This is a genomic window from Bradyrhizobium sp. R2.2-H, from assembly GCF_004346455.1.
GTDB lineage: Bacteria > Pseudomonadota > Alphaproteobacteria > Rhizobiales > Xanthobacteraceae > Bradyrhizobium > Bradyrhizobium diversitatis.
In genome coordinates this window covers 522011-540977 of sequence record NZ_SMBR01000003.1, presented here as the reverse complement: position 1 = coordinate 540977, position 18967 = coordinate 522011, and the positions used below count along the sequence as shown (strand labels likewise).

Here is an 18967-nt window from a genome sequence, read left to right as displayed (position 1 = left end):
CAACCGTGATCGACCTCAGACGGTGCGATCCTCAACCACCAATCTAAAGACCTGGATGCTGCTGGACGAGAGCTCGGAAGCAGAACGAGGCACTCGAGCCCATTCGAGTTTCAGGTGTCCTGGTTTGCTGGTGCTCAGGTACTCTCTCCGGGACACGCCACCGCCCGGGGGAGGTAGCGCTCGGCTCAAGAGGGTCAGCATGAGAGTCACCGCGCTGACTCACCCTGTCTCAAGGGGCAGTCGCCGCAATGCCGCTGCTCGATTCAGCAATCATTTCCGTAACTTTCTGGCAGTTCGGTCATTGATACAGGGTATGAGACACATGACCCCCAGCTGATCCGAGCGGCGCCAACGATTATCGAGCGCTGCTGGCTTCCGCCGCGGTTGGCTTGCGCAGGGTAAGGAGCGGCGACGTCGGTTGTGACGCGACCTCAGCCGCTTGCATGGCTTTGTACCGGCCCCTCATCGCGTGAGTGAGACAGTGAATCAGCGACCCGCCGCAGTTGTCTCATGAGACAGTCGCCCCTCACTGGCACCACGGGCCTGCGAGACAGCCGGAGAGATTGCTGATGGAAGTCAACACCGTGGGACTCCCCAAGGCGTGACCCTTGTGCTTCTCTTGGGCGCTGGTGAAGGCGCTGGAGGCCATGCCACCCCACCAACGTCGGGCCCATGTGGTACCCCCTTGGCGCGATCTGCGAGACCCGCCCGAGGGTGGCACCAACCACGTCCGCCCGGTTATCCAGTACAACGAGACGCCCGGCCGCACCAAGGAGCAGGTTCTGGCCTTCATTGAGCAGGCCGCCGCTGCGGTCGAGGCCGCTCTGAGAGCGCCCCAGGCGCCGGAGGTGGCGTGGTGGGGCCATTGCATCGAGCCCGCTGTGGCTGCTGGGCGGCGGCGCGACCGTCTTCGCCGCGGCAGGCATGGCCAAGATCATCAAGAGCTGGAGCACCATGGGACTCAGGGAGACCGCGGACAGCATGTACGGCGTCTCGGTCGTGCAGCTGATCGCTGCCGGCGCGCTCTACCTCGCCGCTAGGGTGGCGTCATGAGGGGGATCGGCGCCGTCCTGAGCTGGGTCTGGAGCGCCTTTGGCCTGATCTTCGTGTTCTGCGCGGGGATGCAGGCCGGGCAGTTGATCGGCTACGGCGCGCGGCGCTCGTGACCTGTCTCGCTGAGACGAGACAGGGCGTCTATGAGACACCCGAGCCGTGGGACCGCGACGACGCGCAATGCCTGGGCACTGCGCCGCGCATGCTCCGAGCATTACACGAGCATAGGAGACGACAATGGGCCACACGAGAGGCGGCGGCATCGGCAACATGGCCGCCAGCTACGACCAAAGCCGCCAAGAGGTGATCGACGACATCCGTCAGCGCTTGGTGACCGGCGGCGGGCTTACCCACGTCACAGAGGACGAGCTCAACCGGCTGATCGGCAAGGCCAGCTTCAAGCGCGAGGAGGGCGCGCTCGATCGCAAACTCCTGCTCTAGTGCCTTCAATGGGTGGCCAACGCCAACCCCCGCCGGCGATGGAGCCGGTATTGCCGGTTTCCGATCCGGCACGAGCCTGGGGGCAGCGAGTCGCTGCGCGTCCCCGGATGAGACAGGTGTCTCAGGCACGTCCAGACGAAAATCCGATGCGAGAGAAAAGACTTAGAGCGAGACACCCCGCCGAGCGGCCATTGAGGCACCCGCAGCGCGCGTTTATCTGCGTGCTTCGCGACCAGGTTTGCTCGTCGGCAACCTGAGCAGCTCGGCAGGTTCGACCCGGAGGACCACAGCAAGCTTGCCCACGATCTTCAAGCTCGCATAGAACGCGCCCTTTTCCAGCTGACTTAGATAGCTCCGACTGATCTCGGCTTCATACGCAAGATCGTCCTGCGAGAGTCCTTGAGCGTTTCGCAGCCTGCGAAGATTCGTTGCAAATACTTCCCGCAAGTCCATGCGAGAAGCGAAGACATCTGTTCAAAATATACACCTCGATATATATAACAAAATGCTTGGTCAGCGAAATTGGTGCCGAAATTTCATTTCAACCGCTAGCGATCGGGGAAGGCCGAGATGAAGGCGTTAGTGACCCTTCTGGGATTCACGGGTGGAGCAATTGTTGCCGGACTCGGCACGGTCATTTTAGGTGTGCTGGCGTTCGGGGACGGTCCCTACAGAGGACCCGCGTGGTTTGTTTACGTGGGCGTAGGCGCAGTCCTCGGCATAGGTTGTGGTGCAGCGGAGTGGGCTCGCAACCGTTTCACCTCTTCGACCCGTTCCCAGAAGAAAACTATTTCGAGCATCATCGGCCTAGCCATTTTGATGTGCGGCGCAATGGCGGCGGGCAAATTTGTAGGCAATTGGGCGACGGAGTTCGATCGCAAACGCGAAGATATTTCTCAGAGAGATCGGCACGACATCGCCAACCTCGTCAAGCAGCAGTGCGAGAATGAGGCGCCTCGAAAAGCAGTGTTCAAAGGAGATCGCGCTTCTCGTGTCGTCGTCTTCTGCCAGTGTTTCGGAGACACTGTCGGCTCGATACTGACCCGTGCAGATGCAGACTTCATGATCCAGAACGTCTCAATGCCCACTTCGCTGGAAAAGCGCGCCCAGGATCTCGGCGTCGATTGCTTAAAGAAATCCGGGGTGCTCTGAAATGACCACGACTGCGCACGACGAACGATGCCCCGTACGCTTGGGGTCCTCGTTGCAATCGCAATGATGGAGTAGCCGTAATGAGCACTGAGCTCGACGAGCTCTCATACTGTTGGCAAGCGAATGCCAACCTGTCTCAGCGGAATGAGGAGCTGGAGCAAAAAGTCAGGGATCATCGCTCTTTCTGGATTATGGCCGCCACGATCGTTCCGTCTGTGATTTTGATCTTGTTTTCCAGCATTCCGAAAAGAGACGTATTCGAAGGAGCAAATCGCTGTCAAACCCTGAGGTGGATGGCTCGCGCAGCCCGCTCCAATCTTAGCGATGAAATTGACGAGAAGACCATCGCTGCGATGTCGTCAGTGGAAGCCGCGGTTGCAGAGTGCAGCCCTTACGATTTCGGCGACGATCCTCCTCAAGAGGAGTGACGTCGGCCCGTCCAAGGTCAGAAAAGCATATGAGATTCAAGCCCGAACAGCACTTCAGAATGGCGGACCGGTTGAGTGAGGTGGCGCTGAATCAGACCGATCTGAAGAGAATTGCTGAGCTGGAGGCGCTGGCTCGGGTCTTCCGCAGACTTGCCGTCAGGGCTTACATGTCGACAGATCCTAGTATGAAGCGGCGCGATTGGAGCGAGTTCACGGATGAAACGACGCTCGTGGGCTTGATCGATCCACCGTCACCTTGGGGTCCCTTGGAGGAATGGGAAAGCTTTTTGAGGGACCTAGAAAGCATGCCTCCCTCGAAGCAGTTGAGGCTCCTCATTGAACAAGCTGAAGAGGCGATCGTTCGAAGGAAGCTGGGATTGGTTCTCTAGTGTTGGTAGCGCGCTACTTTCAGCTGAATGGGACTTTCGCATGCACGCGCCTGATTTCGACGAATCGTTCGATTCCGACTCATTTTCTAAGAAGCGGTGGGCAGAGGTCCCGGAGCAGATCCGGAAGGACGTTGAGCGGCATGTGTTAGCCCACTTGCCAGCCGACGCGCTGGCAAAGTTGCGCAAGCTGCACGCCTGCGGAATCCCTATCAGTTCTGATCCGACGTTCTTTCATTTCGGCGGCGGGATGGCTGTCCGAAACCTTTGCAGAGAACGGCTTAGTGACGACGAGCTCGTGGCCTGCGGCGGGTTCGGCGCCGATTGGGACAACTGTTACATCGGGGTTCTCGCGGCGATCGCTGCGACGCGCCAGTAGCTCGGCCCGGGCGAGTCACGGGAAGACCATGATCCAAGCTGAGCAGCTCAACCGGCCCGCGCCGCACGCCCGCCGGCTGAGGCAATGAAGACGACGCCCGCCCGTTCACGCTGGCGGTCCTGTACTCCGTTTGATCACATGTATCAAAAATGAATACACGCTGGAGTTTCGCGGCCTGTTCTGCTCTTATTTAACGTAGGTTAGCCTTCAGAGCTCGCGCTCCATCGCAGGATGGCTGCGGTTCTTCACCTTGATCCAGAACTTTTGTCAGCCGCCGCGGTACGGCCGATCGCGATGCTTCGAGACCAGACCCTCAAGGCCCATGCGGCAGGCCGCGCGGAATAGATCAGGCCCGATCTCACCGCGTTCGAACGGCGCCACGGTGATCCCGTCCGGCCGGCGAGCCAATAGCTGCTCCAGGTGGGCCTTCCGCATGTGGAGGGGCAGGGGGCGCAGATCGTCGCCACCCATGGCCAGTACGAGGTGGTCGGCGGAACGGGGCTCCTCCATACTCCCAGATCTAGCGGACTGAACCAGCTTGACTTATAGCCTGGACCTGCTCAGCGCAGCTAACTAACCCACGGTGGCAAGCTACTGATTTTTAGCGACTGATGCTCGCCGGCGGGGCCACAGAGACCGATAACCAATACAATCAGCCACTGAGCGGTAACGAACTGGAAGCCTCCCTGCATCTGCGCTATCAACTAAGGGTAATTTATTACTGCTGATAGTGCCTACCGCTGTTCAATCTCATTCTTTGGTCTATCGAATACCCGCAAATCGTTGATCGTTCTCGCGAAAGTTGTACCTTTCTAGGAGGGGACAGCGCGAGTCGCGATAACAACGGTGCTCCCCGAACTTGGGGGGGTCGTGGAAACTCGGGGGGAGCTTAGGACAGCGTTTTATGGTTTGCTTGAGGCGAGGGGTTTAACCCGTCCTGACGCTCGTCCGCTCTATGCTTATCGATTTGCGCGTACTGACTACGATCACGTTTGCAGCAGCCTGAAGCGGTTTGGTCCCGCGGCAGTTTTTGATCGACATGGAGCCGCACTGGTCGTTGCCTATGTGGCAGAATGGTTCCGACGTGAGCGGAGCGGTGGTCATTGGGATTGGATTCGGCCGCTAAGGAGTATTGGCTACGAGTATGGGCCCTATGCTCGCATCCAATATCGGGACATCGAAAACCTGGTGAGTTCTGGTTTAGCCGCGTGGCGGCGACCTGAACCAAGAGGCAGCGAACGGCTTCTTGCCATTGTTAGGGAGGCCGGTTTCCCGGTCGCCTCGGTTCGAGAAGATCCGCGAATTGCGTCGTGGCTCAAGAACGCGGTCAGAAGCGCGGAAAAAGGCTTCTCAGTTCAGGATTCAGTTGGCGCAGAAGCGTGGCGCGTGTCGGATCGGTTGGCCCAAGCCCTCTTCGAGCCAGCCACTGAACTGTGCGAGAAGATCGTAGAGCTGCGCGCTTGCCTACCCGCACAGCACGAGAGGGGAGGCGACCCGGTCGACTACCTCGATCAGACGAGACCTAATTGGCGCAACGAGCTTCCCTTCGACGTGGAATCCGAAGACCTTCGCTCGATGGTCGAGGAAATCGTGCGGCTGCGCGAAGATCCCGGAGCAGCCCTCGATGTCATTCGAACTCTCGTTCTCTCCAATGATGGATGGTATCCTCGAGCGTCACTTGGATTGTCCGGCAATGTCGATCTGAAACGGCTACCTCCCAGCGTTAGTGAAGCCGTGCGAAATGGCCGTCGAGTTCGAATCTTTCCGCGGCCACCGTTCTGTGACGAATTCGTTGCCGTAGCGGCAATCGAAACGATCGAGGCTGATGGGGAACCGGTGCACGAACTTCGGCGGTTCGTCGCGACATTTGAAGCTCCTCTTGATTTGACGAACGAGGCGCGACTCCTCGTGCAATCCGGGAATAGTACGATCGGTGAGTTCATTGCGCCTGGCGGAGACGCGCTGCTGCACCCGATCATAGCCCTTCAAGTCGAGCAAGTGAGCGAGGATGGCGTTCCCAAGAGCCTGCGAGTGTTGGGCACTTCTCCGGCCCAAACGGGTCGACCTGTACTCGCTCTCGCAGTTCGAGAAGAACATTTCCATTCAGTCTCCTTTACTGAGGGCTTTACCGACCTTGGACGCTGCGTTGGATCCGGCCATCGCGTCGTTAGTTTCCAAGGAACCGCCAGTACTGTTCTTGGCGGGACACGTTTGACATGGCGTACCGCCGCCGAACGCGAGGTCGATGGTCGCTTGGTCCTCGTCGGCGGTCTCGTGCCGAGCGTGCGAGAACCGGTCTTTCTGGGCGTTCCGCAAGTGTGGATCGAGCGCGAAAACCATTTGTCGACACCGCGGCGCCAGTCGCTGCACTGGCGCCCCCGCGGACGAGGGATTTGGCATCCGATCGATAATGGTAAACCTTGGGGCGACGTGGACCTGGCCGTCATTGAGAACGGCGAGCTGCGCTATGCGATAGGTGCATCTATCGTTCCGCAAAAATTCCAAATCGAAGTGGACCGCCGAAAACGCGAGCTTCGAGTTGCAGACGTGCAGACTCGTATTGTTGCGGCTCGCAGCGAGAATAAGTTGAACATATTATGGGAAAGCGGACACGCCGTCATCGCCCTCGGAGCACCCACGAAAGCAGCTACAATAACGCTTAATCTCAGGTGGGATGCTGAACTGCAACTGACATTTGCAGATCCCCGCTATGAGCTGCGAATAGTTGATGAGAACGATTTCCTCATTCGGCCAAGGACAACTTTATCGGTTGACGCCCTGAAGGGGCTTCGGCTGATTTCGCCACGAGAAGTTTCCCTGTGCATGGAAGTGCGCGCAGACGATATCCAACGCATTTCGGTCTCCAGGACCGTCTCGGGCGAAGTGCCGCTTTCAGCGTTTGCCGACACAATCACTCAGTTGCTAGGTAGTTCGGAAAGCCTGGATGCGCGGGTCCGTCTGTCAGCCCTCGGCGCAAGCGATCACATAGCGGACGTTCGGTGGTATGATGACGAGATCGATCCCTTCAATGCACCACCCGCAAATGCATTTGCTGCGCTCGGTATCCTGCACCGGCTTGATGTCCGTGCATTTTGTCTGATGCGGCCCGCGGCCGGCACAGTTGACGTCGAGGCTCCTGCTAGCCAGGCGGTCATGCGATCGGAGCTTGCGACCAAACTGCCGCCCGGGCCGTGGCTGATTTTTGGGCGGCGGCGACAAGGGGCCAAGATTAGGCCGAGGATCGTCCCGTCGGTAGGAGGGATGGTTACGGCTGAGGCTGAGAGTTCGGTCTTGGAACGAGCGATCGAGATCGAGGCGTCAGATGTGCGCTTGAACGCGCTTCTGCAAGCCTATTCGAAGCCGGATCAACTTTCATCGGGCGAGCGTCGAACGATCATGGATCTTTTAGTGTTCTCAAGGAAGGAGGGACTGCCGATTTCTTCCGTGGATGCATTGAGGTTACTCGCGCGTTGTCCCAGCCTCGCCGTCTCGCTGCTCGCGTCTTGCGAGTCGTTAGCAGAACGTGCCGCTCTACTCGATCTACAGCGTGAGCTGCCGTTTTTGTGGTGCTCCACCTCAGTAGGCGATTGGCTCGAAGCGTTTTCGCGTCGCCTAAAACAAACAGTCGAGAAGCTCGCTGCTATCGGAATCGAAAGCGCGGCCGCGATCAGAAGCATAGGTGGTGCCCTTGATGATATCGTCAATTTGAGACCCGAGTTGTCGGGACATGCAAGATTTGTCTTTCTCGTCTGTGTCGCTTCGGAAATGGCCAAGCAGAGAAAGACTATTGATGGAACAACGCTCCATTTCCGTCAGTCCCCGCGTCGCGACGGAATTCGGCGGGAAGTGGATCGGCTCATCGGCCGGCATGATGACGATACATCGCCCCCGCGCAATATGTTCACTCCAAAAAGCCTGCTCTCAAGGCGACCGTACTTTGAGCCTTACAACTCGAATTTTGCCGAGGTTATCGCTGCGCCGCTGCTCGTCGCTGATCATGCGAGCGGAAAGGTTACGCTTGAGCAAGACGAATTGCGGCGTAGTCGCGATGCGTGGCTATACGATCCGGAGTACTTCGAAGCCGTTTTTCCAATGGGGTTGGTTGAAGTGCTTTATTATTCTGTGAATGCTGGGGAGAAGGTGCAGGCATGATTGATCTCGATCGCATGATGACGCGGTTGCCGGAGCAGGCAGCTGACGCCATCATCGGAATGTTGCGTCCGCGCTCTCGCACCCTGGCGAGTTACTTGCGTAGAGTGTGGGGAGCGCCGGCCGGAAGCTCCGGCTCTCTTGTTGCCGAGCCGTTCGTGGAAGGTGCCTTCCCCTGGTTGCCATTGAAGGGAGGATGGTCCGGACTCGACGGAGGGATATTAGATCGTCGAACGATCGACGTGCTCAATTCGGTATCGTATCCGCCATATGCTCACCAGGCGGAGGCTTGGAAGCACCTGACGTCTGCCGATCCGCGCTCGGTGATTGTGTCCAGCGGTACTGGCTCGGGTAAGACCGAATGCTTTCTCGCGCCGATTCTAGATCGGCTCATTAGGTTCTCCCATGGGGGGCAAAGGCAGCTAGAAGGCGTGCGCGCTCTGTTGCTTTATCCGCTCAACGCATTGATCAGCAGCCAGGAGGAGCGGCTGGAGCGCTGGTTCGCACCCTTCGGAGGCAGCTTGCGATATTGCCTCTACAACGGCGAAACGCCTGAAACAGCCCGAGCTTCTGTGAGAGCTGAACGGCCGTGGCGAGTTGGCGACCGCACCGCACTGCGCGCCTCGCCGCCACCAGTGCTCGTGACTAACGCCACGATGCTCGAATACATGCTGATCCGTCAAGTTGATGCGCCGATCTTGGCGCTGTCTCGGGGCACGCTGGATTTCATCGTTCTCGATGAGGCTCACTCGTATATGGGAGCGCAAGCCGCGGAGATTGCGCTTCTCCTGCGCCGCGTTGCGCTAGCTTTCGGCCGTACCCCCGATCAGATTCGCTATGTGGCGACCTCCGCTACCATAGGCGGAGCGAATGCGAGGGCGGAGCTCCACGATTTCCTCTGTAATCTCTCTGGTGCGCCACGTGACGCCGTGGACGTTGTTGAAGGTTATCGCGCGCCCTTACCGCCAATGCCGACCTCCCACGAAGGTGGTCAGCTTCCGGTAAACGACCTCTCCAAGTTTGATCCGCTGGAGAGCGGCCGGATAATGGCCGAATCGAAGAGATTGCGAGCCGTTCGAGAGGAGCTTCGGTCCGGCCAAATATATTCCTGGCGTTCTTGGGCTCGCGAAGCAGCGGCGCTCGGCGTTGGACAAGACGATGCGACAAAGTTTCTAGTGGAAGCGGCCAGGGCGAGGGATCCTCAAGCCGATCCGGCGATGGCTGCAATCGGCGGAGATTCTATCCTTCCAAATCGAGTTCACCTATTTCATCGGACGGTAAATGGGCTCTGGACGTGCATAAACCCCAACTGCTCAAACGGTCCTGCACAGGGAGTAGAAGGCTCCGATTGGAACTACGGAGCGATTTTCTCGGAGGCTCGCGAACATTGTCCGTATTGCGAGTCAATCGTACTGGAGTGGGTCTGTTGCCAGCTGTGTGGCGATGGAGCGCTGAGAGCCGAGGAGCTTGATGGTGGTTCGCGAATTGCAGCATGGAGCGAAGGTGACAATGAGGATGAGTTCGAGCAGACGCTCGAGCGAGAAGACCCAAGCGAAGATGCAGAGGATGATGAAGGGGCAACGATAGATGCCCCCACGCTTGTCTCGCGCCGATATTTAACCTATCCCCCGAAACCTGGGTCGCGTCGACTGGACCTAAATTTGAAAACGGGAAAATTGGATGAGAATGCAAATGTAACGTTCGCTGCAAGTCGGGACATCCTGGAATGCCCCTGTTGCACGCGCGCGCCAAATCGATTCGAGCCGAACCGCGGTGCATTGCGGCCAGTCGCCGCTGGTGCGCCATTCCTGATGGCTCAGATCACTCCAGGCTTTCTCGCGGACTTGTCGCCGGAGCTTGATGCGTCCGAGCCGCTTCCTTTCGATGGGCGCCGCCTGATCACGTTTACGGATGCCCGCCAGGGTACCGCGAGGCATGCGGCCAATGTGCAGGTCGCATCTGAGCGGATGTTTGTACGATCATTCATTTATCAGTTCGTCCAGGAAGCTCCTCCTGTCGATCAACAAGAGCTCGAGGCCCTGAATGCAAGGATCGCGCGCCTCAGGGAGTTTCCGGACGATCCTGAGCTTACCCGACTGGCAGAGGATTCCGAGCGCCAACGATCGGTCATGCTAGACGCCGGTGCGAAGCGCTGGCGAGACCTCGTCCAGCGGTTGGCTGGGCACACCACGGTCAATACATTCCTGAGAGACTTGTGGACCACGACCAACCGAGATGAGCGCTTCCAAGATCCAGAGGTGCTGGCGGAATTCCTGCTGTATCGAGAAGCGATGAGACGGCCAGTCCGCGCTAACTCGGCGGAGACGCTCGGATTATTCCGATTTGAACTACCTGGGATTGACCGCGCGGAGCCGCGAGTTCCTCCGGCCGCGCAGCGCATTGGCATGACCGACGAGGATTGGCGCGATCTCCTTCGTCTCTTGGTCACGCACTTCCTGCGGACGAACGTCGCGCTTGACTTTCCACGATGGTGGTTGAGTTGGATAGACCGACGCCAGAGCCATATCGAGGTCAAACCGTGGAGCCCTGGGGAAAAATCGAGCCGATATGTGCGTCTTTGGCCAAACGCGCAGGGCCCGCGGCTAACGCGGGTAGTACGGCTCCTGTTTCAAGCCCTGCAACTTGATCCTGACAGTCGTGCCGACAAGGACAGCGTAGACGAAGTGCTCACGGCCGCTTGGCGAGCACTCTTTCGTTTCTTGACTGCTACCGACAACGGATTCCGTCTGCGCCTGGGAGACCTGGCGGTTGCTCGAGTCGACAAGGCATTCTGGTGCCCAACAACGAGAAGAGTGCTGGACACGACCATTCGGGGACGAAGCCCCTATGACATTGACGGGGTTCACCCCGTCACGACGCCTATTACGATGCCGCGCCTTCCATACCCCTGGCGGCGGGATTCGGTCGGGCAGGTCGTAGTCGAAGATCGGATCGACAACTGGCTGGCGTCCGATCAAACCGTCGTCTCACTTCGAAGTCTCGGAAGATGGGGCGATCAGCAGGACCGTGCCACGAAATTCTCCCCTTGGATACGTGCCGCCGAACACTCCGCACAGCAACCGAGTACGGCACTTCGCCGGTACGAGAGAGAGTTCAAGGCTGGTAGGATCAATGTTCTTGGCTGTTCCACGACCATGGAAATGGGTGTCGATATCGGCAGCATCGAGGCCGTGCTGAATACCAACGCCCCGCCAGAGATCGCGAACTATCGCCAGCGCGTTGGTCGGGCAGGGCGGCAGCGCCAGCCGATCGCAGTAGGACTTACGCTCTGCAAGAATCGTCCACTCGACCAAATGACGATTTCGAATCCAATGGAGTATCTCCAACGTCAGGTGCGAACGCCTCGGGTGAGTCTTGACAGCCCGACCATCGCAACGCGCCACGCCGCTGCACTTCTCTTGTCCGAGTATCTTTCAAGTCTTGGATCGGAATTGCACAAGCTGACCAATCAGGCATTTTTTGGTCTCGCGATGGAGGCGAACTCACCGACTGATCCACCACCGGCCTCGGCCTTCATGGCTTGGCTCGATACCGTCCCTTCGGCTCCGACGCTGTTGGATGAGCTGACGTTGTTGCTGGCCGGCACTCCCGTCCGGCCGGGTTGGGATCTCGTTGAAACGCTGAGAGCTCGTATGGAACGGATCCACTCCGAGATTCAGGCTGAATGGCAAGCGCTGGCGCCGGCCACCCCGGAGGGCTTGGCTGGAGATGTCGAATTCGCGGCAATCAATAGGGCCCGAGAAGTTCAGAGACTTCGTTTGGAGAGAGGGTATCTACTAGGTGAATTGGCCGGCAGAGGCTTCCTTCCATCGTATGGCTTCCCAACCGACGTCGTTCAATTCGTAACCGAGACAACTAGCGAGAGAGCGGCACGAGCGCGGCGAGTTGAGGAGGGTGGAGCGCCGCAAGAGCAGAGCTTCGGTCGAGGTTATCCGTCGCGGTCACGGGAAGTGGGAATCTATGAATACGCGCCAGGCCGTGGGATCGTTGTGGACGGTGTTGTTCGCGAGTCTGGAGGCGTCACTCTCAATTGGCAAAGGCCCATATCACAAGATGGCCTTCGCGAGATACAAAGCTTGAGAACGATGTGGTCCTGTAGGACCTGCGGCGCCTTGAGCTCAAAACCGTCCGCAGTGGGTCAAACGCCCTGCATCGAGTGCGGATCGAGTAACTTCACACCGATTAGGTATCTAAGTCCTGGAGGGTTTTCGGTTGATGTTCGGTTCAAGGTGCACGATGATCCATCTGATCTCGGCGGATCGAGGGTTATAGACCCGTGGGTCTCGGCCCGAGAGGCGCCGTGGCGCTCACTGCCAGACCCGGACATCGGTCGCGTGCGAGCAAGCGCGGACGGAACGGTTTTCTGGTTCAATCCTGGGGATCACGGACACGGGTATGCAGTCTGTCTTCATTGCGGCCGTTCTGAAGCTGAAACAGTGACGGCTGGCGGGTCTGGCCTAACAGGCCACAGCCCGCTGAGAGGTGCGCCAATGGCGGCCGATGGTCAAACCTGTACTGGCGCTCCCGAATACTCGCCCTATGCGGTCGTACGAAATCTAAACTTGGGGCACGAAATACGTACGGACGTCTGCGAGATCCAGCTCTATGACTGTCGTTCGCGGGACGTTGCGTTGACGATCGCTCTCGCGCTACGTGAAGCCGTAGCCAAGAAGCTGGGCATTGACGCTGATGAAATGGGCTTTGCGGCGCCAGCTGCGCCAAACAACCGCGGCGTGGATTCTTATAGCGCGGTGATATTCGACAGAGCCAGCGGAGGAGCGGGTTTCTCGACCGTGATCGCGCGCGACCCTGTGGCTTATTTGAGGGAGGCGCTTACTTTCCTCGACTGCTCGGCAATAGGTCGATGTGGAGACCGAGATGCGGTGCGGGTTTGTCCGCGTTGCGTTCTTGCGCCGGATGCGCAGCACACAGTCGAAGGCACGGACCGCTTGAATGCCTATGCGTTGCTGGCGCAGTTGCTCTCGCGCATTTCACTTCCTGAACAGCATCGACTGTTTGGGGTGCGGACGATGTACGAGTCGGCTGCCCTTGCGGATGCGCTGAACGATTTGATCGCAACAAGCCCAGGGGCCGAACTAACGTTGATCTTGCATGGTGACCCAAGTGCGTGGGACTTCGAACGATGGCCAGCCGCTTCCGTCGTAGAGCGGTGGGGCGCCCGCGGGCGCAGTGCATTGGTCGAAGTGAATGGGGCGATCTTGCAGCAAGCGGATGCTGTTACTCGCCGAAGAGTAGCTCTCTGGCTCGAAAGGGCGAGAGCTTCGCTCCGGAATATGTCTTCAGGCAATGAAGATTTGCTTGCCTTGGTCACCGAGGGCGGACGAGGCGTCACTGCATGGCGCTCTCTTGACCGGTCAGCTTATTCCATCGACTTGAATTGGGCGAGCACCACTGAGGCTCCCGTCGTCCGAGGCAGCCTAGAGACGGCGCCCGAAAGCTCGGGCAACATCGACCCGCACACGCTTCTTGTCGAGAGAATAAGGGAGACGATCTTCGAGGTCGGTGGTGAACTCGATGGCCCTATCGAAGGCTTCGGAAGACGGCTCAAGGCTCTCATAGCGAGCGGAAATGAAACACTTACGGCTGTGCTATCGGAACCCTGCATCGAACTGCGATACTCTGATCGGTATCTATTCAGTCCTCTGGTAGTAAGACTTGTTTCCGAGCTGCTGAGGGGCTTTTCCGATGGAAACACTGAGATCGTTGTGGATACCCTGCTGCAACGTCGTGACCAACGTCGCCCTCGTATCGGAAAGACCGTTAAAGACGATTGGGCAGACATGGATCATCGCAGGGCGGTTTTTGAACATCTGCTTAACGGTATATCCGCCACGGCAAGGCTCGGACTTCACCAAGACCTCGCGCACCGTCGTAGTCTCAGTTTCCGCACCGCGCGAGGGCAGGGCAAGATTTTCTTTGATCAGGGTGTGGGATCCTGGACTCCCGTGGGACCGGTTGCATTTGATCCCATGGCTCCAATTACTAACCAAATTCGCGCCGTTCAGGAGCCATTTCTTGTCGAAAACGGGAAAAACGGCACTTTCCTGGCGTGCAGGCTGGATTGACTGGTTGGGAACGAAATGAGAACAATGCTAATCTGACGTCAGACGTGCTCGATTCGCTGGGTTGGGGTTGGAAGTGAAGGTTGCCGGGTTATTCGCTGGTGTTGGTGGATTGGAGCGGGGTCTTGCTGCGGCAGGGCATGAGCCAAGCCTACTCTGCGAGATTTGGGAGCCTGCTCGAGCCGTCCTCGCGGCGAGAATGCCCGACGTCCCCTGTAAGCGGGACGTTCGAGACCTCAGGGCGCTTCCGAGGGAAGTCGAACTGATAGCCGGCGGATTTCCCTGTCAGGACCTCAGCCAGGCAGGCCAAACTCTGGGTATTGGGGGTTCTCGATCCGGCTTAGTGGGGGAAATATTTCGTCTACTCGACCGTCGGCGTGTGCCTTGGGTCGTGCTGGAGAATGTTTCGTTCATGTTGCAGCTGGACAAGGGAAGTGGCATGCGCATCCTGGTCGAAGCGTTTGAGGAGCGCGGCTATCGCTGGGCCTATCGCGTGGTGAATAGTCTTTCTTTCTTGCCGCAACGGCGGGAGCGGGTGCTCTTCGTCGCGACTACGACTGATGTCGATCCTGCTTCGGTCATCCTAACGGACGAAGCTGAGCCCAGTGTGCTCCCGACCAAGCTCGATGCGTACGCTCACGGGTTCTATTGGACCGAAGGAATACGTGGTCTCGGCTGGGCCCCTGATTCGATTCCTACATTGAAGAATGGCTCGACCGTTGGGATCGCTTCTCCTCCCGCAATCTTGTTACCTTCAGGGGATGTCATTACACCTGACATTCGGGATGCAGAGCGTCTTCAAGGTTTTCCTGAGAATTGGACCCGTCCGGCAGAGCAGGTCTCTCGTGCGTCGCTTCGCTGGTCGCTCGTCGGAAATGCCGTCACGGTTCCGGTTGCGGCGTGGTTGGGCAAACGCCTAGCCCGACCCGGCAAGTATGATGCCAGCCGAGATAGCGAACTTCCTGCGAATGGCAGGTGGCCCACGGCGGCGCGCTATGACGGCAACCGCCGATATGCAGTTCACATCAATTCCTATCCAAAATGGGAAACGCGGCCCGCCTTAACGCAGTTTCTCCGATACGATGGAAAACTGCTTTCGGCGCGCGCCACGCGGGGCTTCCTTTCGAGGACCGAGCGAGCAAAGCTACGCTTTGCGGATGGCTTTCAAAGTCGACTTCGCGAGCACCTACTTCGGATGGACGCCCTTGAGAACGCGAAGTTCGCTGTTGCTGCCGAATGATCGCGGCGCGCCCTGATCCCAAAACATCCGCACGAATGGCGCGGATAAGGCGAAGAGGTACAAAGATTGAGACGATCGTCGCAACCCAGCTGCGTGATCTCGGTGCCCACTATCGCAAAAACGTCAAGAAGCTTCCCGGCAGTCCCGATTTTGCGAACCGCTCTAAGCGGTGGGCCATTTTCGTAAACGGATGCTTTTGGCACCATCACAGGGGCTGTCTGAGGGCCACGGTACCAAAATCGAACCGCAAGTTTTGGATCGCCAAATTTCGTGACAATAGACGCAGAGACGCTCGATGCGTAACTCGTCTCCGTCGCGAGGGCTACCGCGTCATCATCATCTGGGAATGCCAGGAGGATCGGATCCGAGACAAGCTAACTAAGATCCTTGAACCGCGTCGCGTAGATACCTGACAGCCGAGCGATCATGTTATCATAGTTGTAGATGTCGCCCTTGGGTGGTGCGGGCGGCCCCTCAATAAGCTTAACAGCATTCCCGTCATTGGCCATGTCTATCACGACAATCGAAATCGCATCATAGCCAACGTCGCCCACCTTCGAACGGCGCGGGAGCTGCTTGATTTTGTCAATTGCGAGCTGGGCGTCTCGCGGCTGTCTGTGCTTACTCCACTCTGGATCTGACGATCTGTTCTTCTTGTTCAGATCCGGGCTGAGGTAGTTCTCTGCGACATTCACCATAGTAAAGGCGACTGCAACGGCCTGATCACTTGCTCCATGGACCGTGAGGTGTGACGAATTTAGCTCGTCGTACAGGCGAGGAAGGGCACGCTGATGAGCCGTCATGCATGCTTTGGCTTCGAGCGCCATCAGTACTGAACCTACGGGCGCGCGAACGAGTTGCGGAAGTTTGTCAAAAGCACTTTGCTCCTCTTGCGTCAGCTCAATTTTGTAATTCCTTCCGATGCTTTCCAAGGTCTCAGTGGTAGTAGGACCTCCCGGCGTGCAGAGCACTAGGTCGAGGTTCTTCTTGCGGTCGTGAACGAAGTCTCGCATTTCGTGGTTGATGCCGAAGCAGACTGCGCCTGCTTCCACGTGACGCTTCAGCAGCGGAGTTGACGCCATTAAATCGAAGATCACCCCCCAACAGGCGATCTTTGAATGATGGTCACTGCGCGAATGATACTGCCAGTTGTTCTGATAGCGGTCGCGAATGTTGGCCGATGACAATGTTCGCGCTAATATTGTTGGCCCATTCATTCGTGCCTCGACTTTTCGGTCTAGTTTCTCACGTTTATCTGATTCCCTTGGCTTGAGCCTTCTGACGGTCTCAAGCCGACGACACGCATGGTCTTGGGCCAACCAGACCGAGCTCGGTTGTTCGACCATTGACCAAGAGTGCGGTATCTAAGGGACGTCACGTTCCGTTTTCGGGCGACCCTCGCTGGAAGGGGGCGGCGGCTCAAGCGGCCCCAGGGTGATTTTTGGCATAGGGCACTAGCGCGCTGGTTGCGGTGGCAGATAGGGGGAGTAAGCTAGTTGTGATTCTCGCTGGGGCAAAGGGGCGCGAAATGGCGGTCGCATCGTTCAAAACCAATCCTTACGGACTGCATGAACTGTTGAAGAAGTGCGAAGGCGGAGATCTCCAATTGCCTGATTTCCAGAGGAGCTGGGTATGGGATGAAGACCGAATAAGAAGCTTGATCTCCTCAGTTTCGCGTGGCTTTCCGATTGGGGCACTGATGACGCTGGAAACGGGAGGGGGCGTTGATTTCAAGCCCCGACCCATTGAAGGGGCGCCCGCCCATACGCTCACGACCCGGCCCGAGGCACTTTTGCTCGATGGCCAACAGCGAATGACCTCTCTTTATCAGGTGTCGCTTCGGGGCAAGGTGGTGGAGACCATCACGTCGAAGAAAAAGAGAGTCAAACGCTTATTCTACATCGATATCGCAAAGGCGCTTGACCCAGCAGTGGAGCGGGACGAAGCCATTGTTTCTGTCGGAGAAGATCGGCTGCTGGCTGAAGACTTCGGTCGCAAGATTGTGCTCGACCTTACCACGAGAGAAAACGAATTCGAGCGACTGATGTATCCAGTATCAATGGTCTTCAACTGGGACGAATGGCAAAAGCAGTTTATCGAACACTTTATGAAAGACGGTGAGTTTCCTAAGAAGTGGGACGTACTTCGTCAATTCAAAGAAAACGTCCTCGATAATTTCATCTATTATTAGGTGCCAGTAATCGCGTTAGGGTCCGGCACGTCAAAGGAAGCCGTCTGCGTCGTGTTCGAGAAAGTGAACACCGGCGGGAAAGCTCTGGATGCATTCGAATTGGTGACTGCGATGTATGCCGCCGATGGGTATGAGTTGCGTCGCGATTGGTACGGCAAGGACGGGGCATTAGGCCGGCAGCATCGCTTTAAGGAGACGTTGAGGCCAGCCGGCCAGGACTCGGGAATCATCGCGGCAGTTTCGAATACGGACTTCCTGCATGCCGTCTCTCTGTTTCATACACGGGAGCGGAGGCGCGAAGCGGAAGCAGTTGGTAAGCAGGGCAAAGAATTGCCGGCGGTGTCGGGCAATCGCAATGCGCTGCTAAATCTTCCGCTTGAGGCTTACAAGAAATACCAAGCACTCGTTGAGGAGGGCTTTGTACGGGCAGCCAAATTCTTGCACATGCTGCACATCTATCGTGTCTTCGACTTGCCCTATCAAACTCAGATCATCCCATTGGCCGCGATCCTGGACGATATAGGAGCGGCTTGGGAGCACGAAGCCAATCGGGCGAAGTTGGCACAATGGTATTGGAACGGGGTTTTCGGTGAGCTCTACGGCTCTGCCGTCGAATCCCGCACTGCGAAGGACTTCCTGGAGGTGCCCGCGTGGCTGAAGGGAGGGCCGCTACCATCTACCATTCGGGAATCGACTTTCAGGGCTGAGCGGCTGAAGACTATGCGTATGCGCATCTCGGCGGCCTACAAAGGCGTCAACGCGCTATTGATGAAGACCGGCGCCGAAGATATTCGCTCCGGCCAAAAATTTGATCACATAGTCTTCTTTGGCGAGAACGTCGATATTCACCACATCTTTCCAAGAAAATGGTGCGAGGACCGAAATATCGGACCGGCGGTATACGACTCCATCATCAACAAAACGCCGCTCGCATATCGAACCAATAGGATCATCGGCGGAGCAGCACCATCTATTTACCTTTCGAAGCTTGAGCAGGGCGATAAGGAGACGCCGCCAATTTCGGTCCAAAACCTCGACGGATATCTACGTTCGCACTTGATTGATTCGAACCTACTCCGAGCCGACCAATTTGAAGGCTTCATGGTAGATCGACAGGAGCGCCTGCTGACTCTAATTGAGAAGGCGACCGGGCAATCGGCTTACCGAGGGGAAACCGAGGAGGAGGCCGAGACCGATTTGGAAGCCGCCGAGGCTGAACTGACGATCACGGCTTAGCCGTCATTGCACGTTCTGCGTTACTGTAGGCTCGGAATGGGACTGCCGGAAATTCGCTTAGTTAGGAGCGGCTGACAGTACGTGCTCCTCCTCGAGCACAAAAGCCGTCGCTATCGGAGAGCTGCTTGTGGAAGCGGCCTACATAGCCGGACTGAAGACGGCGGCTCGAAAAAGCACTGGCAGCGCCCTAAATCTGAAAAAAAGCGTT

At 57.6% G+C, this 18967-nt stretch carries 14 protein-coding genes and 2 pseudogenes; 13 read left to right on the top strand and 3 right to left on the bottom strand.

From position 1 onward, the window contains the following. Nucleotides 1-629 precede the first annotated feature (629 nt). The 3 genes and pseudogenes from EDE08_RS39620 to EDE08_RS10020 form a co-directional block, all read left to right on the top strand. A pseudogene (locus EDE08_RS39620) lies at nt 630-797 on the top strand (hypothetical protein); the annotation flags it as partial. A 127-nt stretch (nt 798-924) separates the two neighbouring features. Continuing rightward, nucleotides 925-1053, top strand: a complete 129-nt coding sequence (locus tag EDE08_RS39370) for a hypothetical protein (RefSeq protein ID WP_283810547.1) — start codon at nt 925-927, stop codon at nt 1051-1053. A 237-nt stretch (nt 1054-1290) separates the two neighbouring features. Then, complete coding sequence (locus tag EDE08_RS10020) at nt 1291-1494, top strand: hypothetical protein (protein ID WP_131868721.1); 204 nt, start codon at nt 1291-1293, stop codon at nt 1492-1494. 213 nt (nt 1495-1707) lie between these two features. Here EDE08_RS10020 and EDE08_RS10015 read toward each other — a convergent pair whose 3' ends face one another. Next, nucleotides 1708-1947 carry a helix-turn-helix domain-containing protein gene (locus tag EDE08_RS10015; RefSeq protein WP_131868720.1) on the bottom strand — a complete coding sequence of 80 codons (240 nt, stop codon included), beginning with the start codon at nt 1945-1947 and terminating at the stop codon, nt 1708-1710. A gap of 117 nt (nt 1948-2064) precedes the next feature. On the opposite strand from EDE08_RS10015, the gene EDE08_RS10010 reads away from it, so the two are divergent. The 4 genes from EDE08_RS10010 (at nt 2065) to EDE08_RS09995 (ending at nt 3839) form a co-directional block, all read left to right on the top strand. Continuing rightward, nucleotides 2065-2646 carry a hypothetical protein gene (locus EDE08_RS10010; RefSeq protein WP_131868719.1) on the top strand — a complete coding sequence of 194 codons (582 nt, stop codon included), beginning with the start codon at nt 2065-2067 and terminating at the stop codon, nt 2644-2646. A gap of 80 nt (nt 2647-2726) precedes the next feature. Next, complete coding sequence (locus EDE08_RS10005; protein WP_131868718.1) at nt 2727-3074, top strand: hypothetical protein; 348 nt, start codon at nt 2727-2729, stop codon at nt 3072-3074. Between the two features lie 29 nt (nt 3075-3103). Then, nucleotides 3104-3463, top strand: coding sequence for a hypothetical protein (locus EDE08_RS10000; protein ID WP_131868717.1), 360 nt, complete (start codon nt 3104-3106; stop codon nt 3461-3463). Beyond that, entirely contained in the window at nt 3411-3839 is a 429-nt protein-coding gene (locus tag EDE08_RS09995; protein ID WP_165935807.1) for a hypothetical protein, read from the top strand. Before EDE08_RS10000 ends, EDE08_RS09995 begins: the two co-directional genes overlap by 53 nt. A gap of 267 nt (nt 3840-4106) precedes the next feature. On the opposite strand, the pseudogene EDE08_RS09990 reads toward EDE08_RS09995, so the two are convergent. Then, nucleotides 4107-4319, bottom strand: a pseudogene (locus EDE08_RS09990) (DNA ligase-like domain-containing protein); the annotation flags it as partial. A 366-nt stretch (nt 4320-4685) separates the two neighbouring features. On the opposite strand from EDE08_RS09990, the gene EDE08_RS09985 reads away from it, so the two are divergent. The 4 genes from EDE08_RS09985 (at nt 4686) to EDE08_RS09970 (ending at nt 15745) form a co-directional block, all read left to right on the top strand. After that, entirely contained in the window at nt 4686-7991 is a 3306-nt protein-coding gene (locus EDE08_RS09985) for an STY4851/ECs_5259 family protein (RefSeq protein ID WP_207912924.1), read from the top strand. Beyond that, a complete protein-coding gene (locus EDE08_RS09980) occupies nt 7988-14095 on the top strand; it encodes a DEAD/DEAH box helicase family protein (protein ID WP_131868714.1) in 6108 nt (2035 codons plus the stop codon). The genes EDE08_RS09985 and EDE08_RS09980 overlap by 4 nt, the downstream gene beginning before the upstream one ends. A gap of 73 nt (nt 14096-14168) precedes the next feature. Next, a complete protein-coding gene (locus EDE08_RS09975; RefSeq protein WP_131868897.1) occupies nt 14169-15332 on the top strand; it encodes a DNA cytosine methyltransferase in 1164 nt (387 codons plus the stop codon). Continuing rightward, the gene (locus EDE08_RS09970; protein ID WP_131868713.1) at nt 15329-15745 is read left to right on the top strand and encodes a very short patch repair endonuclease; all 417 of its coding nucleotides are present in this window, start codon (nt 15329-15331) and stop codon (nt 15743-15745) included. Before EDE08_RS09975 ends, EDE08_RS09970 begins: the two co-directional genes overlap by 4 nt. On the opposite strand, the gene EDE08_RS09965 is transcribed toward EDE08_RS09970, so the two are convergent. Next, the gene (locus EDE08_RS09965; protein WP_131868712.1) at nt 15707-16549 is read right to left on the bottom strand and encodes a hypothetical protein; all 843 of its coding nucleotides are present in this window, start codon (nt 16547-16549) and stop codon (nt 15707-15709) included. The genes EDE08_RS09970 and EDE08_RS09965 overlap by 39 nt on opposite strands. Nucleotides 16550-16860: 311 nt before the next feature. Here EDE08_RS09965 and EDE08_RS38845 point away from each other — a divergent pair, with 311 nt between their 5' ends. Both EDE08_RS38845 and EDE08_RS38840 read left to right on the top strand, forming a co-directional pair. Beyond that, on the top strand, nt 16861-17523 hold the full coding sequence (locus tag EDE08_RS38845; RefSeq protein WP_207912926.1) for a DUF262 domain-containing protein: 663 nt from the start codon (nt 16861-16863) through the stop codon (nt 17521-17523). Nucleotides 17524-17574: 51 nt separating this feature from the next. Then, nucleotides 17575-18759: a hypothetical protein gene (locus tag EDE08_RS38840; protein ID WP_207912928.1), complete on the top strand. Its 1185-nt coding sequence runs from the start codon at nt 17575-17577 to the stop codon at nt 18757-18759. The last annotated feature ends 208 nt before the right edge of the window (nt 18760-18967 follow it).

Coding starts and splice junctions, on each gene's coding strand:
- EDE08_RS39370 (WP_283810547.1), top strand. CDS start 925: ATGGCCAAGATCATCAAGAGCTGGAGCACCATGGGACTCAGGGAGACC.
- EDE08_RS10020 (WP_131868721.1), top strand. CDS start 1,291: ATGGGCCACACGAGAGGCGGCGGCATCGGCAACATGGCCGCCAGCTAC.
- EDE08_RS10015 (WP_131868720.1), bottom strand. CDS start 1,947: ATGGACTTGCGGGAAGTATTTGCAACGAATCTTCGCAGGCTGCGAAAC.
- EDE08_RS10010 (WP_131868719.1), top strand. CDS start 2,065: ATGAAGGCGTTAGTGACCCTTCTGGGATTCACGGGTGGAGCAATTGTT.
- EDE08_RS10005 (WP_131868718.1), top strand. CDS start 2,727: ATGAGCACTGAGCTCGACGAGCTCTCATACTGTTGGCAAGCGAATGCC.
- EDE08_RS10000 (WP_131868717.1), top strand. CDS start 3,104: ATGAGATTCAAGCCCGAACAGCACTTCAGAATGGCGGACCGGTTGAGT.
- EDE08_RS09980 (WP_131868714.1), top strand. CDS start 7,988: ATGATTGATCTCGATCGCATGATGACGCGGTTGCCGGAGCAGGCAGCT.
- EDE08_RS09970 (WP_131868713.1), top strand. CDS start 15,329: ATGATCGCGGCGCGCCCTGATCCCAAAACATCCGCACGAATGGCGCGG.
- EDE08_RS09965 (WP_131868712.1), bottom strand. CDS start 16,549: ATGAATGGGCCAACAATATTAGCGCGAACATTGTCATCGGCCAACATT.
- EDE08_RS38845 (WP_207912926.1), top strand. CDS start 16,861: ATGGCGGTCGCATCGTTCAAAACCAATCCTTACGGACTGCATGAACTG.